The 15612-nt window shown below is 37.1% G+C and carries 15 protein-coding genes; 1 reads left to right on the top strand and 14 read right to left on the bottom strand.

Going from position 1 to position 15612, the window contains the following annotated elements; genetic code table 11:
* The 5 genes from plsX to BAU28_RS13875 form a co-directional block, all read right to left on the bottom strand.
* On the bottom strand, positions 1 to 993 hold the full coding sequence (plsX, locus tag BAU28_RS13895) for a phosphate acyltransferase PlsX (protein ID WP_071718848.1): 993 nt from the start codon (positions 991 to 993) through the stop codon (positions 1 to 3).
* Entirely contained in the window at positions 990 to 1583 is a 594-nt protein-coding gene (gene fapR / locus BAU28_RS13890; RefSeq protein WP_000747352.1) for a transcription factor FapR, read from the bottom strand. Before fapR ends, plsX begins: the two co-directional genes overlap by 4 nt.
* An 88-nt stretch (positions 1584 to 1671) precedes the next feature.
* The gene (gene recG / locus BAU28_RS13885; RefSeq protein ID WP_071718847.1) at positions 1672 to 3720 is read right to left on the bottom strand and encodes an ATP-dependent DNA helicase RecG; all 2049 of its coding nucleotides are present in this window, start codon (positions 3718 to 3720) and stop codon (positions 1672 to 1674) included.
* A gap of 313 nt (positions 3721 to 4033) precedes the next feature.
* The gene (locus BAU28_RS13880; RefSeq protein WP_048373932.1) at positions 4034 to 5710 is read right to left on the bottom strand and encodes a DAK2 domain-containing protein; all 1677 of its coding nucleotides are present in this window, start codon (positions 5708 to 5710) and stop codon (positions 4034 to 4036) included.
* A 22-nt stretch (positions 5711 to 5732) separates the two neighbouring features.
* Entirely contained in the window at positions 5733 to 6095 is a 363-nt protein-coding gene (locus tag BAU28_RS13875) for an Asp23/Gls24 family envelope stress response protein (protein WP_002173116.1), read from the bottom strand.
* A gap of 377 nt (positions 6096 to 6472) precedes the next feature.
* On the opposite strand from BAU28_RS13875, the gene rpmB reads away from it, so the two are divergent.
* Positions 6473 to 6661 (top strand): 50S ribosomal protein L28, encoded by a 189-nt coding sequence (rpmB, locus tag BAU28_RS13870; RefSeq protein WP_000124776.1) that lies wholly within the window; start codon positions 6473 to 6475, stop codon positions 6659 to 6661.
* Positions 6662 to 6734: 73 nt separating this feature from the next.
* Here the strand turns inward: rpmB and spoVM are convergent, their stop codons facing one another.
* The 9 genes from spoVM to fmt form a co-directional block, all read right to left on the bottom strand.
* Positions 6735 to 6815 carry a stage V sporulation protein SpoVM gene (gene spoVM, locus BAU28_RS13865; RefSeq protein WP_001213599.1) on the bottom strand — a complete coding sequence of 27 codons (81 nt, stop codon included), beginning with the start codon at positions 6813 to 6815 and terminating at the stop codon, positions 6735 to 6737.
* Between the two features lie 66 nt (positions 6816 to 6881).
* Positions 6882 to 7562, bottom strand: coding sequence for a thiamine diphosphokinase (locus tag BAU28_RS13860; RefSeq protein ID WP_071718846.1), 681 nt, complete (start codon positions 7560 to 7562; stop codon positions 6882 to 6884).
* A 100-nt stretch (positions 7563 to 7662) separates the two neighbouring features.
* On the bottom strand, positions 7663 to 8307 hold the full coding sequence (gene rpe, locus BAU28_RS13855) for a ribulose-phosphate 3-epimerase (protein WP_025148319.1): 645 nt from the start codon (positions 8305 to 8307) through the stop codon (positions 7663 to 7665).
* Positions 8308 to 8309: 2 nt separating this feature from the next.
* Positions 8310 to 9191: a ribosome small subunit-dependent GTPase A gene (gene rsgA / locus BAU28_RS13850; RefSeq protein ID WP_025148318.1), complete on the bottom strand. Its 882-nt coding sequence runs from the start codon at positions 9189 to 9191 to the stop codon at positions 8310 to 8312.
* A 296-nt stretch (positions 9192 to 9487) separates the two neighbouring features.
* Complete coding sequence (gene pknB / locus BAU28_RS13845; RefSeq protein WP_071718845.1) at positions 9488 to 11461, bottom strand: Stk1 family PASTA domain-containing Ser/Thr kinase; 1974 nt, start codon at positions 11459 to 11461, stop codon at positions 9488 to 9490.
* A gap of 8 nt (positions 11462 to 11469) precedes the next feature.
* Positions 11470 to 12222: a Stp1/IreP family PP2C-type Ser/Thr phosphatase gene (locus tag BAU28_RS13840; RefSeq protein ID WP_071718844.1), complete on the bottom strand. Its 753-nt coding sequence runs from the start codon at positions 12220 to 12222 to the stop codon at positions 11470 to 11472.
* A 4-nt stretch (positions 12223 to 12226) separates the two neighbouring features.
* On the bottom strand, positions 12227 to 13315 hold the full coding sequence (gene rlmN / locus BAU28_RS13835; RefSeq protein ID WP_025148315.1) for a dual-specificity RNA methyltransferase RlmN: 1089 nt from the start codon (positions 13313 to 13315) through the stop codon (positions 12227 to 12229).
* Positions 13316 to 13319: 4 nt separating this feature from the next.
* Entirely contained in the window at positions 13320 to 14654 is a 1335-nt protein-coding gene (gene rsmB, locus BAU28_RS13830; RefSeq protein WP_071718843.1) for a 16S rRNA (cytosine(967)-C(5))-methyltransferase RsmB, read from the bottom strand.
* The gene (gene fmt, locus BAU28_RS13825; RefSeq protein ID WP_071718842.1) at positions 14651 to 15595 is read right to left on the bottom strand and encodes a methionyl-tRNA formyltransferase; all 945 of its coding nucleotides are present in this window, start codon (positions 15593 to 15595) and stop codon (positions 14651 to 14653) included. The genes rsmB and fmt overlap by 4 nt, the downstream gene beginning before the upstream one ends.
* Positions 15596 to 15612: the final 17 nt, after the last annotated feature.

Here is a 15612-nt window from a genome sequence, read left to right as displayed (position 1 = left end):
TTATTGAAGCGGCTCCTTCTCCATTACACTTGAAATTGTAGGAATTACTTCTTTCGCTACCATTTCTCTCGTTTGACGAATCGCACTAAATATCGATTGGTCATTAGAAGAACCGTGAGCCTTAATGACAGGAGCTTTCAATCCAAATAACGCCGCTCCTCCATACTCCGAATAATCCATTTTATCTTTTAATACCATAAGTTTTGGTTTTAATACTGCTGCTGCTAATTTACTCGTAAATGAACTCATTAGTTGCTCTTTTAACATAGAGAATAACGCAAGTGCTGTTCCTTCTAATGATTTCAACGCTACATTACCCGTAAAACCATCACATACAACAACGTCTGCTACACCTTGCAATAAGTCTCTTGATTCAACGTTTCCAACGAAATTAATTGGCGCATCCTTGAGCATAGCAAATACTTGTTTTGAAAGCTCGTTTCCTTTACCATCCTCTGTTCCAACGTTCAAAAGTCCAACTCGAGGGTTTTTAATCCCTCTTACCTTCTCTGCGTAAACAGATCCCATTACTGCATATTGATATAAATGAATTGGTTTTGCATCAACGTTTGCTCCAACATCTAACATAACAAAACCTTCTCCATCAACAGTTGGCATTGTAGGTGATAAAGCTGGCCTTTCAATCCCTTCCATACGACCGACAATAAACAATCCAGCCGCCATTAAAGCTCCTGTACTCCCTGCTGATATACAAGCATCCGCAACACCATCTTTTACTTGCTGCGCTGCAAGTACCATTGAAGCTTGTTTCTTTCGACGAACCGCTCTTACTGGTTCATCTGTCGCTTCGATTTTTTCATCTGTATGAAGTATAGTAATTCGCTCTTCACTCGTTAAGTATTGACGAATTTCCTCTTCTTTCCCTACTAACGTAATATGTATATCTGAATATTCCTTAATAGCTTTCATTGCTCCTAATACTACAGCCTTTGGAGCATGATCGCCTCCCATTGCATCTATTGCGATTTTCATAAGTTGTTACCTTCCTCACTATAATTACTAGATCGATACATTTCAAAAGTGCCTGTAAAAACAAGTTCTTCTCCAACAAAGCTTCGCACTTTGACAACCGTCCGTCCTTTATCATTCTCTACATCCTCAACACGCGCTTTTGCAACAACGCGCTCTCCTAATTTTACAGGACGAATGTATCGAATAGTAGACTTTGCAGTTAAAGCTAATTCTTCATCAATAACCGCAACAGCTAGTGAGTTTGCTTGTGCAAACAAATGATGCCCACGAGCAATTTGATTTCTTTTAAATACATGTTCTACCTTTACTTCAAAGATAGAAATAGCATGTCTATCTAATTCTATATCGATAATTTCTCCGACAACCTCTTCTAACGGTAAAGATTTCACATCTTCTTCATGTTGCTTTGTAGCTACATGCTTAATTCGCTCTCTTAATTCAGGAATAGATAATTCCATACGATCAAGACGAACAGTTTGTATGCTCACCTGAAATTTTTCAGCTAAATCTTCATCCGTAATAAAAGGATTCGTTTCTATTGTTTGTTGTAATAATTCTTGTCTTTCTTTTTTACTTCTTCTTTTTTTCATACCGCACCATCCATTTTTATGACTAGGTACTAACAGTAGTATATAATCATTAAAAGTAGAATGCAACAAAAACTTTTGTTGACTCCCTTTAATCGAGCTTCTCTCCTTGGAACACACCTGTTCCATCAAGATAAGTACGCAGCGAAGCATACTGATCATTGTGCCAAAATGCTTCTGATTCTACCAATATTGCCGCATCTTGTCTAGCAGTTTCTAACGCCCGATAATCATGTACCATATCAGCAACCTTAAATTCTGGCAGACCACTTTGCTTACTTCCAAAGAAATCCCCAGGACCTCGTAACTCTAAATCTTTTTCTGACAATACAAATCCATCATTCGTTTCAGTCATAATACGCATTCGCTCTTTTCCCGTTTCCGATTTCGGATCCGCGATTAATAAACAATATGATTGTTCACTACCACGTCCAACACGCCCCCTCAGCTGATGGAGCTGTGATAAACCGAAACGCTCTGCGTCATAAATAACCATAACAGTCGCATTTGGTACGTTCACACCTACTTCAACAACTGTTGTCGATACAAGAATTTGCACTTTATTTTCACTAAACTGTCCCATTATCTCTTCTTTTTCCTGAGATGATAGCCTTCCATGCATTAACCCAACTTGGCATTTCCCTTCGTAATGATGAGTCAGCATACTATGTAAATCGATAGCATTTTGCACATCAAGCTTCTCAGACTCTTCAATAAGAGGACAAATAACATATGCTTGTCTTCCTTTTTTTATCTCTTTCTCCACAAAACCGAGAACACGATCTAACATATCATGTTTTGCCCAATACGTTTCAATTACCTTTCTACCAGCTGGCATTTCGTCGATAATAGAAACGTCCATTTCTCCAAATGCAGTGATTGCTAACGTACGCGGAATTGGGGTCGCCGTCATAAATAACACATCTGGACTTTCACCTTTCTCCCGTAAAACCCGGCGCTGCGCTACACCAAATCGATGTTGTTCATCGGTAATAACGAGACCTAACCTATGAAATATAACTTCATCCTGAATTAAAGCATGCGTCCCAACAAGGATATCTATTTCTCCTTGTTCTAATTTCGCCAAAATTTCTCGACGTCTCGCACCCTTAACAGAACTTGTTAGTAATTCAACCTTCATACCGAAATGCGAAAATGTCTCAGCGAGCGACTGATAATGTTGTTCAGCTAAAATTTCTGTAGGAACCATCAAAGCGCCTTGGTAATGAGCCAATTTCGCCGCATAAAGAGCAATTGCAGCGACAACTGTTTTCCCAGACCCTACATCACCTTGTAATAATCGATTCATTCGATAAGGAGATGTCATATCTTTCATAATTTCATCTACAACTCGGCGTTGTGCGCCAGTTAACGGAAATGGAAGCGCATCGGTAAACTCTTGTAACTCTACTGACAAAATTTCTTTCTTCGTCCCTTTCGAATTTTCCCTTTCCATCTTCCGAAGTGTTTGCATTTTCAACTGAAACAAGAAAAACTCCTCATATACAAAACGGCGACGCGCTTGCTTTAAGTCTTCCTGTCCCACTGGAAAATGTAACGCTCGAAGCGCTTCATAGCGTGGTAATAATTTATACCGACTTAACAAACCGTCTGGTAATACTTCGACTATGGAATCTCCATACTCCTTAAATGCTTGCGCAACAAAACGGCGCATCTGTTTTACTGTCAGTTTTCCTTTCACTGAATATACAGGCTCTACTTCTTGTTGACGTAAAACTGGTCCAAAATGAAGTTCTGATACAGCGATTGTTTGGCGATGCTGATCCCATTTACCAGTAATTGTTACCGTTTCCTCTAACTTTAACTTCTGTTTATAGTATGGTCTATTAAAACATACAGCTGTAATTAAATAACGACCAACGAGGACACGAACTGTTAGACGCGACTTCTTCTTCCCATAATATTGCAGTAAAGGAGCACTATGAACTTTCCCCTCAACTGTCACACGCTCATCATGCTTCACTTCAGCAAGATCTTTCATCGCATAGTCTTCATAACGGTACGGAAAATGTTCTAATAGATGAGAAACTGTATAAATTCCCATCTCGTGTAATAACTCAGATGTTTCTCCTCCGATTCCCTTTACATCCGTAACAGGAACTTGTACAACTTCATTCAAGATTCTCACGCTCCGTCACATTATTTTCTTTGTTTCACTCTATTGATTAACCATTAACATCATTAACATCTGTAATCGCTCTCTTTCACCCTATATATTCTATCATAGGCATTCTAAGAGAAACTACTCTAATCCCTCTATATAAAACAAAGTTATACAACACGTAAGAAAAGAGCCTCACTTTTAGCAGCAAGGCTCTTTTCTATCATCAATATGCTAGCCTTTTGAATAAAAACTAGTAATAAATTTCATATCACTACTTCTTATCCATTAGCAAGTAAGTAATCCATTTATTTTCAAAACGAATCTTTTCTTATTCTACAGAGAAGATGAAAGAATACACCGGTTGGTTCCCTGCATGTACTTCTACTTCTGCATCTTCAAAGCTCTCTTCTACAAACGTAACTAATTCAGCCACTTCTTCATCTGTTGCATCTTCACCTTGTAGAATCGTTACGATTTCAGAATCCTCATCAATTAGCGCTTCTAGTAATTGCTTCGCAGCTCCTACTTTTTCAGCATTTGTAGATACAATTTTCCCATCTGCAATACACATGAAATCATCTTTTTGAATTGCTACACCATCAATTTCCGTATCACGAACAGCATACGTAATTTGACCTGTTTTCACATGGGATAAAGCTTCTTTCATGTGTTCTTCATTCTCTTCTAACGTTCCAACTGGATTAAATGCTAACATAGCAGCCATACCTTGAGGAACTGTTTTTGAACGAACAACAATAACTTCTTGATCTACCACTGATGCTGCTTGTTCTGCTGCCATCACGATATTTCCGTTATTTGGTAAAATGATAATTTTTTCAGCATTCGCCTCTTCAATCGCCTTCACGATATCCTCCGTACTTGGATTCATCGTTTGGCCACCTTCGATAACTTTTGTTGCGCCAATGCTCTCAAATAAAGTTTTAATACCAGATCCCATAGCTACAGTTACAATACCATACGGTTGTTTCTCTTTTGGCTGATTCGTTTGTTCAGGCATCGGAGTAGGTTCATCTAATAAAGCAGTATGCTGTTCACGCATATTTTCTACTTTGATCTTAATTAGACTACCGTAACGCTGTCCGTAGTTCATAGGATCTCCAGGATGTTCCGCATGAATATGAACCTTTACAACCTCATCATCCGATACAACAAGTAGTGAATCTCCGTACACACTAATATCTTCACGGAATTTTTGTTCAGAGAAATTATGTTCCTTCATTTTTTCAGGCTCTAATTTCACCATGAATTCCGTACAATATCCATACTTAATATCTTCTGTACTCAATTGGCTTTGTACACTACGGTGATGTTCTGCGCGTACCATTTCATTCATAGATGGTTGTGCAGGCGCATCAGAAGAAATCGTTTCTCCTTTTAAGTCAGCTAAAAATCCTTCGTATACAACAACAAGACCTTTACCACCGCTATCTACAACGCCAACTTGTTTTAATACAGGTAATAAATCTGGCGTACGATTTAACGATGCATTTGCTTCTTTCACAACGTCTTCCATAAACAAAACAAAGTCGCGCTGTTTTTTCGCAACTGTCACTGCATATTTACCCGTTTCTCTTGCAACCGTTAAAATCGTTCCTTCGATCGGTTTCATAACCGCTTTGTAAGCCGCCTCTACTCCAGCTTCTAAAGCTGCAGCAAAATCAACTGTTGTTAATTCTTCTTTTTGTTCAATGGATTTAGAGAAACCACGGAACAATTGAGATAAAATAACACCAGAGTTACCACGTGCTCCCATTAATAATCCTTTGGCTAAACTTACGCCGACTTTACCAGCATGCTGTGAAGGATTTGCTTTCACTTCACGTGCGCCTGAAGTCATTGATAAGTTCATGTTTGTACCGGTATCGCCATCTGGAACTGGAAATACGTTTAATGCATCAACAAGCTGAACATTATTTGTTAAATTATTCGCTCCTTGAATGATCATTTGTGATAAACGTTTCCCATCAATTTTTTGAATTGACACAGATTTTCCTCCTTAATGCACATTACAAGTTTATTACTTTAACTCCTTGTACGTAGATGTTTACAGAATCTACTGCTAGTCCTACAGTTTGATCTAATGTATATTTCACTTTCGTCTGCACGTTATGTGCTACTTCTGAAATTTTCGTACCATAGCTCACAATAATATACATATCAATATGTACTTCATCTTCATTTTTACGAACAATTACGCCTCTAGTGAAGTTTTCTTTTCGTAAAATGTCTGTTAATCCATCTTTTAATTGATTTTTTGATGCCATACCTACGATACCGTAGCAATCTACTGCGGCACCTCCAGCAATTGTTGCAATTACATCTGTACTAATATCAATTTGACCGTACTTCGTTTTAATTTCAATTGACATCTCGTTTCCCCCTTCATAAATGGTGAAAGTGAGCTAGACTACTTTAGTTACTATCATATAATCTTTTTAAAGAAAATTCCATCGTTCTTTCTTTTTCACTCTCATATTTTATGTTTTAAATTACATTTTTTTATGATGAGCAAAATAGTCCATTGTTATTATACAACATGTACCACTATAATATGTCAAGCAATTTTTCTTGATTTCAACTTTTCTTCATTGATATATAGTGTCAAGTAATTTTTCTTGATTTCTTTTTCCTACGGTGTTGCATTCTCTTTTTAGTTGTGTTAAATTATAGTAGTGTTTTTAGCATCGCATAAAAGACTAACATTGAAAAATTACGTATGGTAAGGTATCAAGGGAGGGAAATATAAATGGCTCGTGTTTGTGCTATCACTGGAAGAAAAGCTCGTTCTGGTAACTCTCGTTCTCACGCAATGAACGCTACAAAACGTAAATGGGGCGCTAACCTTCAAAAAGTTCGCGTACGCATCGACGGTAAAGTTCAACGTGTTTACGTTTCTGCTAGAGCATTAAAATCTGGCAAAATCGAACGTGTTTAATAATAAAAAAAAGAGCCGCTAGGCTCTTTTTTTACTATACCAATGGAAAAAGCACCGGTAATAGGTGCTTTTTTTAGTCTTTTTTAAAGGTATTTAACATCGCACGAACAATTCCACCAAGAAATTTAGGTAACTTAATTGTATAAAATCTCATGGTTTCCCTCCTAATCCCCATTACTCCACTTGTTCACTATATGATGCAAGGAGCAAAATTGTTTCTTCAATCAGTGCTTCTTATCATCATTAATATGCCAGAAGTAAATGAAAAAGTACCTTTTTCCTTAATGAGTTCATTACTAATACAAAGTGTCGATCCCCACTCTATTGTTTTATTAGTAAGAGGGTACTTAAAACCGTGAAGTGTAATGCCTTCCACCCTTTCAGTAACTGGTACAAATGATACGTATGGAAAATGTTCATTTCCTTCAATTATATACGTACCAAGCTTTTTCACCATTATTTCATTTTTATTGTCCACAATACACATTTCTATATTTACTTCTAATCCCTTTAAAAGCATCTGAATATTTGCTAAACCGTGATCAAGCCTTCCACCAGTAGCACCAAAAATACGAATTAATTTTGGTCTCTGTTCTAAAGCCCAGCTAATTGCAATTTCTAAATCTGTTTGATCTTTTTCTCGTGGGACAATATGTAATTCATTTGTCTGCTGTCCCATCCATGCTAATTCATCATCAGTAACTGAATCATAATCTCCAAACGCAACAGCCGGAGTGATTCCTCTTTTCAACAAACGGTACACCCCTCTATCAACGGCCGCCCACACTACTTCTTCATTTTCATATCGAGAAAAATCTGCGCAGCATTCTGCAGGTCCTCCCGCTAAAATATGAATAATCATTTTTCCTTCCCCTTCTATTGTAAAAAGGCAATCTGCCATTCGGTAGATTGCCTTTCTTCTTATTTTCTGCTCTAACATGTATAAATAGTGAAGTCTTAATGAACTAGAGGCTTCACTAGGATAAAAGTTCGTTTATTCTTTATCCACGAATTACACGAATTGCTTCACCGCGGTCTTTTTGATTGTATACTGCTGATCCCGCTACAAGAACATTCGCTCCTGCTTCAATACAAAGTCTTGCCGTTTCAGCGTTGACACCACCATCAACTTCGATTTCCACTTGTAGATTTCGCTTTTTAACCATTTCTGCAACTTGTTTAATTTTCGGTAATACAGAATGAATAAACTTCTGTCCGCCAAATCCAGGATTTACTGTCATAAGTAATACCATGTCTATATCTTCTAATACATGCTCAATCGTTGAAACTGGAGTATGTGGATTTAATACAACCCCTGCTTTAATGTCATGAGATTTAATTAACTGAATTGTACGATGTAGATGAGGACAAGCTTCTACATGGACAGTAATAATATCCGCTCCCGCTTTTGCGAAAGTGGGGATATAGTTATCAGGATTTTCAATCATTAAATGTACATCTAACGGTAATGATGTAATCGGACGGATTGCTTCTACAATTAATGGTCCGATCGTAATATTTGGTACGAAATGTCCATCCATTACATCGACGTGAATGTAATCAGCTCCGCCTTTTTCTACATCTTTAATCTCTTCCCCTAATTTTGAAAAATCTGCTGATAAAATCGATGGTGCAATTTTAATCATGACTAATACCTCGGCTTTCTCTCTCTAATTTCTTCTACGAATTGTTTGTAATTCTTATAACGATATTCAGTAATCTTTCCTTCTTCAACCGCAACTTTCACCGCACATTTCGGTTCAGAAAGATGTGTACACCCTCTAAATTTACAGTATTGGCTCGCTTCTTTCAACTCTGGAAAACAATATGTAAGATCTTCTACTTCTATATCTATGAAATCCAGTGAACTAAAACCAGGTGTATCCGCAACTAGTCCGCTTCCAACTGTAATTAATTCCACGTGTCTTGTCGTATGCTTCCCGCGTCCTAAATGTGAAGAAATATCATTTGTTTTCAATTCTAAATCTGGACGTAATACGTTTAACATTGAAGATTTCCCAACACCAGATTGGCCTGCAACGACAGAAATACAGCCTTCTAAGAATGGTTTCAAAATGTCGATACTTTCCGATGTATTTATAGAAGTAAACAAGACATCATAACCCATTTCACGATAATCATTTGCATAAGATTCAACAGTTTCTCTCATTTTTTCATCTACTAAATCCATCTTACTAATACAAATAATCGGCTTAATGTTATGATATTCAATCAATACTAAAAATCGATCTAACAGTCCTGGATTAAAATCTGGTTCTACTGCAGAGAAAACAAGAATTGCTTGATCAACATTAGCAATAGGAGGTCTAACAAGTTCATTTTTTCGATCAAACACTTCTAACACATAACCTTCATTCGGATTATCTGCTTGAAATACAACTTGGTCTCCTACAAGTGGCGTAATTTTATTCTTTCTAAATACACCACGCCCGCGACATTGTGTAATCCCTTCTTCATGCTGCACATAATAAAACCCACTTAAAGCTTTTACAATTTTTCCTTCTGGCATATAATTCTCCTTTATTTTGTATAAAGTGAAACTGTAATTAGAAATGAATGGACTAAAGCTCTTTAAACAATTATTTCAAAACCCACCAAATATATACCCAGGTTAATATATTTAATCTACCATCAAATTCAAAATACTATTTACAACAATATCACTTTTATAGCTTTTTGAATCATATATTTTTGCCTGTTATACCGTCCACTATGTAGACAGCATAACAGGCAAGAGTAATAAAGTGAAACTTTAATCAGTGAGGGTTTTGGCTATCCCCCATAACAAGACAATGGAATTCACTATTATTGAGATGGATACGGCACTTCTTTGTCGATAATCGTTACTCCATCCCGAACAATTTTATAGTGTCCCTTTGCACCTTCTTGAATTACAAAGTCTAAAGAAATAGTGGCCGACTCAGTAATTGTTCTCGTTTCAACTGGTCTATCCATTTTTTGCTGCATATCTTCTTTATAAATTTCTATTGTTTGTGGCTTTTTCTCACCTGTTGCAGGAGGCTCATATGGGATAGAAATGTTATCCACTTTTACCGTTTTCGTCACTTTAGGCTTCGGACCATCAGAGATAATAATCGTTACTTTATCTCCTTCTTTTAAAGCTGTCCCAGGCTTCGGAAATTGTGAAATAACAAGACCTTTATCAACCGTATCTGAATATTCCCTTTTTATATCAGAAACAAGTTTTCTTTCATTTAAATAACTTTTCACGCTATTTTCAGTCCAGCTTGAAAAATCCCCTGGTCTAATCTGATAAGGCCCTTTACTTATCCAAATCTTTACTTCTTGTTCTCCTTCTACAACCATTTGGTCAGGTGTTGGTATTTGTTCTACAATTTCACCTTTAGGTTTATCATTTTCAATATAATTTGGTGTAACTTGTTTATATTTCTCTTCTAGCTCAGCTCTTATACTCTCAAAATCTTTTCCTGTCAAATCGCGCATCTTACTTTTCTTTTTCCCACCTGATTGATAGATAGTAATTTTAGAGTTTTCTTTCACTACTCTTCCTGCTATAGGATCTGTTTTTATCACTTTTCCGACTTCAACATTATCTGTATATACAATATTAGGTTCAGTAACTTCAAACCCCTTTTCAACTAATGCATTTACAGCTGTCGTATACTTCATACCAGCCACGTCAGGAACCTTCACATCTTTCGGAATAAAGAAGCCTGGAATAACAGTAAGCGCTAATGTTATCCCTATTGCTAAAAGTAAAAATGTTGTAATTAAAACCTTCAGCCATTTGTTACTTCGTTTTTTCTTCTTACCGGATTCGGTCGCTTCTTTTCTTACTTGTTCATCCACTTTACTTCCTTTTAATACAATCGTTTCATCACTTACATTTTGAAATAATTGTTCTTGTTGAATAATTGGAATCGCTTTCGTCGCTTCCATATCTTCTGGTATGTAAAATGGTTGTTCATTTATTCGTTCTGGGTATAGCGCTGTTTCAATATCTCGTTTCATCGCATTAGCAGATTGATATCGATGAAACGGATCTTTCGCAGTTGCCTTTAATATAATATTTTCAACACTTTGTGGAATATTTTCATTCCATCTTTTCGGAGATGGTATTTCATTTTGTAAATGTTTTAAAGCAATTGCAACAGCAGATTCACCAGAAAATGGTTGTCTTCCTGTTAACAATTCAAACATAACAATCCCAAGTGAATAAATATCTGATTGTTTATTCGCTATACCGCCGCGCGCTTGTTCTGGTGATAAATAATGCACCGAACCGAGCACCGAATTTGTATGTGTAATCGTTGTTGCACTTGTAGCTGTCGCAATTCCAAAGTCTGTGACTTTTATCACTCCATCATCTCGAATCAAAATATTGTGCGGTTTAATATCACGATGTACAATCTCAAAATGATGGGCATGTGCCATGGCGGACGTTAACTGCTCCATAATATCAAGAGCTTCTCCTATCGGTAACATTCCTCGATCAATTATGTATTGCTTCAATGTTCGTCCAGGTACATATTCCATTACAAGATAATATATACCATCCTCTTCCCCAACATCATACATATTCACAATATTTGGATGCGACAACGTTGTAACAGATTGCGCTTCTCGATGGAAACGTTTAATAAACTCTTCGTTATTTGAATAGTCGAGTCTTAATATTTTTACCGCTACATCTCGGCCGAGTATATCATCATGAGCTAAATATACATTGGCCATTCCTCCACCGCCAATCATTTTTAGCAGTTTATAACGGTCATTTAAGCGTTTTCCAATCAGCACGTTGCACTTCACCTACTTTCGTTTGTCGAATCCGCATAATCAATAAGAACGAGGGTGATATTATCTTCTCCACCACGATCATTTGCTAATTGAATGAGATGCTCTCCTTTCGCCTCGAGCTGTTCATTTAATTGTAAAATTTGTTGCATATCAGTCATAGGTACTTTGTTAGACAATCCATCAGAGCAAAGAAGTAATTGATCGTCTTCTTCGAGCACCAATGTTTTTACATCTAGTTCGACCTTTTCTTCTGTTCCTAACGCTCTTAACAGAACATTCTTTTTCGGGTGATATTCTGCATCTTCTTTTGAAATTTCACCGTGCCTAACAAGTTCATTTACAAGTGAGTGATCTTCCGTTACAAGCGCTATCTCTCCCTCTGATACCATATAACAACGACTATCTCCTATATGACCAATTGTTACAAAACTAGGTGTACAAATCGCTACGATAACCGTTGTTCCCATGCCATTACACTCTACATGTTGCTTAGAGTACGCATATATGCGCTCATTAATAATTCCAACGTTAGTATGTAACCACTTTTCTATCTTTTTAGGCTCATTCATATTATGCGTTTGCTTCCAATAATCATGGAATAATTGAATGGCCATCGAGCTGGCTACATCGCCAGCTCGATGACCTCCCATTCCATCTGCTACTACCGCTAAAATATTTCCATCTAAATTGTGAAAAACTCCTGCACTATCTTCATTATGTTGACGAACTTTCCCTTTATCCGATAGAAACACGGCTTTCATCTCGTCACCTCGTCTCTTCTTTGCGCTCCTTCGCACGCAACTGACCGCAGGCTGCATCAATATCATGACCTTGTTCACGGCGAATTGTTACATTCACTCCACGATCTTTTAGCGTCTTTTCAAATAAGAAAATTTGCTCACGTGGCGTACGTACGTAATCACGTTCTGGCACGTAGTTTACCGGAATTAAGTTCACATGACATTTTACACCTTTTAAGAGCGCAGCAAGTTCTTCAGCGTGCTCAACTTGGTCGTTTTCTCCTCCAAATAAGCCATATTCAAATGTAATACGACGCCCTGTTCTATTTACATAGTATTTAATAGCTTCCATTAAATCAGGTAGCTTATAAGCACGGTTAATCGGCATTAATTTTGAACGTAACTCTGTATTTGCAGCATGCAATGAAATCGCAAAATTGATTTGCATATCTTCTTCAGCGAACTTATAAATTTTCGGAACAATTCCACTTGTTGAAACTGTCATATGCCTTGCACCAATATGAATTCCTTTTTCATGATTTACAATGCGTAAGAATGACATTAAGTTGTCATAATTATCAAACGGTTCTCCAATTCCCATAACAACAAGAGAACTTACACGTTCTTCTGTTTCATCAAGCGCACGCTGAACTTCTACTACTTGCGCTACAATTTCTCCAGCTTCTAGGTTTCGTTTTAACCCACCAAGTGTAGATGCACAGAACGTACATCCAATACGGCAACCAACCTGTGTTGTTACACAAATGGAATTTCCATATTCATGTCGCATTAATACCGTTTCAATAGAGTACCCATCGTATAACTGGAATAAGAATTTAATTGTTCCATCCGAAGACGTTTGTTTTACTAACGTATTTAAAGTAGTAATATCAAAGGAATTCGACAATTTATCGCGCAATCCTTTAGAAAGGTTTGACATATCCTCATAATTTTTTACACGTTTTTTATATAACCAATCAAAAATTTGTCCTGCACGGAATTTAGGTTCCCCTTGTTCCTTTAACCAATCTTGCATTTCATGAAGTTGTAAAGAGTAAATTGATGGTTTCTTTGTTTCTACATTTTTCTTTTGTTTTTTTACAGTCGTTTCCATGATGCTACACCTTCTTTCTTAAACAAGCAATATAAAAGCCATCTGTTGCAAAATAATGCGGTAAAATTTGTATTTGACCTTCATTAATATACGGACTTAATTTTTCTGGCATACGCTCTTTAATCGTAGTATCCCACTCAAATTCAGGATGCTCTTGTAAAAATTGCTCTATTACTTGTTCATTTTCTATTTTTTCAATTGTGCACGTACTATAAACAAGGCGACCACCTTGTTTTAACAATGGTGCTATTTTTTCTAATATCGCAAGTTGAATCGTTGATAATCGTTCACTATCGCCCTTATCTTTGCCTAACTTAATATCAGGTTTACGTCTTATAACACCAAACCCAGAACATGGTGCATCTACTAATATTTTATCAAAAGTTTCATTTTCGAAATACTCTTGAACTTTTCTAGCATCTAATGCCTTTGTTTCTACATTTTCTAGACCAAGTCGATCTGCTTGTTGTCTAATTAAACGCACTTTATGCGCGTGTAAATCAAGTGACATTACTTTACCTGTTCCCTTTAAACGCTCGGCTATATGCGTTGTTTTACCACCAGGAGCGGCACAGCTATCAAGAACTGTATCTCCCTCATTCGGTTCTAAAGCACGTGCAACAAGCATAGAGCTTTCATCTTGAATAGAGAGAAATCCTTTTTTGAACGCTTCTGTATGCGCTACATTCCCTCTTTCAATTTGAATTGCATCATCTGACAAATCGCCACGTTTCGCTTCTATACCCTCATTTGCTAATAGCTCAATCGCTTCTTCTACCGTAACTTTATCAACATTCACACGTGCTGTCGGTACAGGTGGTATCATATTTACTTCACACATTTTCTCTGCTGTCTCTAAACCATATTCAGATGCCCAGTCTTGTACAAGCCACATTGGATGACTTGTTGCAATCGCAAGACGTTCTACCGGATTATTGATTTCTTCTAAAGAAGGTACACCTTCTCGCTGAATCGAACGCAATACTCCGTTCACCATGCCTGAAATCCCCTTATGCCCACGACGCTTCGCAATCTCAACAGCTTCATGAATAGCAGCTCTTTCCGGAACTCGGTCTAAATATAGCATTTGATATAAAGATAAGCGAAGCAACACTCTTACCCACGCCTCAACCTTTTTTCTTAAAAATGGTTGTAAATAATAATCTAGTGTGTCACGACGTTGAATCGTTCCATATACAATTTCAGTTAATAAACCAATATCTTTTCTGTCAATTGTACTTTTTTCAATCAAATTATTTAAAAGTAAGTTACTATATGCACCACTTTTTTCTACTTGAATTAAACCATCAAGAGCTAACTCACGAACATTTTGTCTCATGCATTTTCTCCTAACTTCGTACCAATTTCAGGTTTTGTTCCACGTAAAAATTGTGAACAACTCATACGTTTTTTACCAGACGGTTGCAATTCAGTAATTTTAATACCTGTCTCATTCCCTGTTGCAACAACAAATCCATCTTCTTCATGAGCTACTACTGTACCTGGTTCAGCTTTCTCTGCCATAGAGACCTTTTCTCCCCACCATACTTTAACAACTTGTCCTGCTAAAGTCGTATAAGCAACTGGCCATGGATTCAATCCGCGAATGTGATTGTATACTTCTTCACCTGTTTTTGTCCAATCAATTTTCTCTTGCTCACGTTTTATATTATATGCAAACGTTACTTCATCTTCATTTTGTTTAATTGGTTCTAGTTTACCCTGAATTAGTAAAGGAACCGTTTTAGATAAAAGGTGCGCACCCGCTTCGCTTAACTTATCAAATAAAGAACCTGTTGTTTCACGCTCTTCAATTTCAACTTCTACTTGCGTTAAAATATCACCAGCATCTAATTTTTCTACCATATACATAATTGTAATACCTGTTTTCTCTTTTCCTTGCATGATTGCATAGTGAATCGGTGCACCACCGCGAAGTTCTGGAAGTAATGAAGCATGGACATTAATACATCCGTACTTTGGCGCTTCTAAAATTTCATTCGGTACAATCTGACCGAATGCAGCTGTTACGATTAAATCCGGCTCTAACGCTAATACTTTTTCATATTCGTCTTTTTCACGAATTTTCAGTGGCTGTAACACCGGAATACCATGCTTCTCCGCTTCTACTTTAACAGGCGTAGGTGTTAAAACCTTTTTTCTACCTACTGGACGATCTGGTTGCGTTACAACACCCACTACGTCATATCCATCCTCGATAAGACGACGAAGCACCGGCACAGAAAAGTCCGGTGTTCCCATAAATACTACTTTTATCATTCAAAAACCGCTCCTTT

Origin of the sequence: Bacillus paramycoides (assembly GCF_001884235.1) — a bacterium.
GTDB lineage: Bacteria > Bacillota > Bacilli > Bacillales > Bacillaceae_G > Bacillus_A > Bacillus_A paramycoides.
Note: the sequence above shows the minus strand (reverse complement) of the source record. Positions and strands in the feature narration are given on the sequence as shown.

What these genes read in the sequence shown, in the direction of transcription:
- fmt (WP_071718842.1), bottom strand. Translation starts at nt 15,595, where the DNA reads ATGATAAAAGTAGTATTTATGGGAACACCGGACTTTTCTGTGCCGGTG.
- spoVM (WP_001213599.1), bottom strand. Translation starts at nt 6,815, where the DNA reads ATGAGATTTTATACAATTAAGTTACCTAAATTTCTTGGTGGAATTGTT.
- BAU28_RS13840 (WP_071718844.1), bottom strand. Translation starts at nt 12,222, where the DNA reads ATGAAAGCCGTGTTTCTATCGGATAAAGGGAAAGTTCGTCAACATAAT.
- BAU28_RS13875 (WP_002173116.1), bottom strand. Translation starts at nt 6,095, where the DNA reads ATGTCAATTGAAATTAAAACGAAGTACGGTCAAATTGATATTAGTACA.
- BAU28_RS13860 (WP_071718846.1), bottom strand. Translation starts at nt 7,562, where the DNA reads ATGGCAGATTGCCTTTTTACAATAGAAGGGGAAGGAAAAATGATTATT.
- rpmB (WP_000124776.1), top strand. Translation starts at nt 6,473, where the DNA reads ATGGCTCGTGTTTGTGCTATCACTGGAAGAAAAGCTCGTTCTGGTAAC.
- rpe (WP_025148319.1), bottom strand. Translation starts at nt 8,307, where the DNA reads ATGATTAAAATTGCACCATCGATTTTATCAGCAGATTTTTCAAAATTA.
- rlmN (WP_025148315.1), bottom strand. Translation starts at nt 13,315, where the DNA reads ATGGAAACGACTGTAAAAAAACAAAAGAAAAATGTAGAAACAAAGAAA.
- rsmB (WP_071718843.1), bottom strand. Translation starts at nt 14,654, where the DNA reads ATGAGACAAAATGTTCGTGAGTTAGCTCTTGATGGTTTAATTCAAGTA.
- rsgA (WP_025148318.1), bottom strand. Translation starts at nt 9,191, where the DNA reads ATGCCAGAAGGAAAAATTGTAAAAGCTTTAAGTGGGTTTTATTATGTG.
- plsX (WP_071718848.1), bottom strand. Translation starts at nt 993, where the DNA reads ATGAAAATCGCAATAGATGCAATGGGAGGCGATCATGCTCCAAAGGCT.
- fapR (WP_000747352.1), bottom strand. Translation starts at nt 1,583, where the DNA reads ATGAAAAAAAGAAGAAGTAAAAAAGAAAGACAAGAATTATTACAACAA.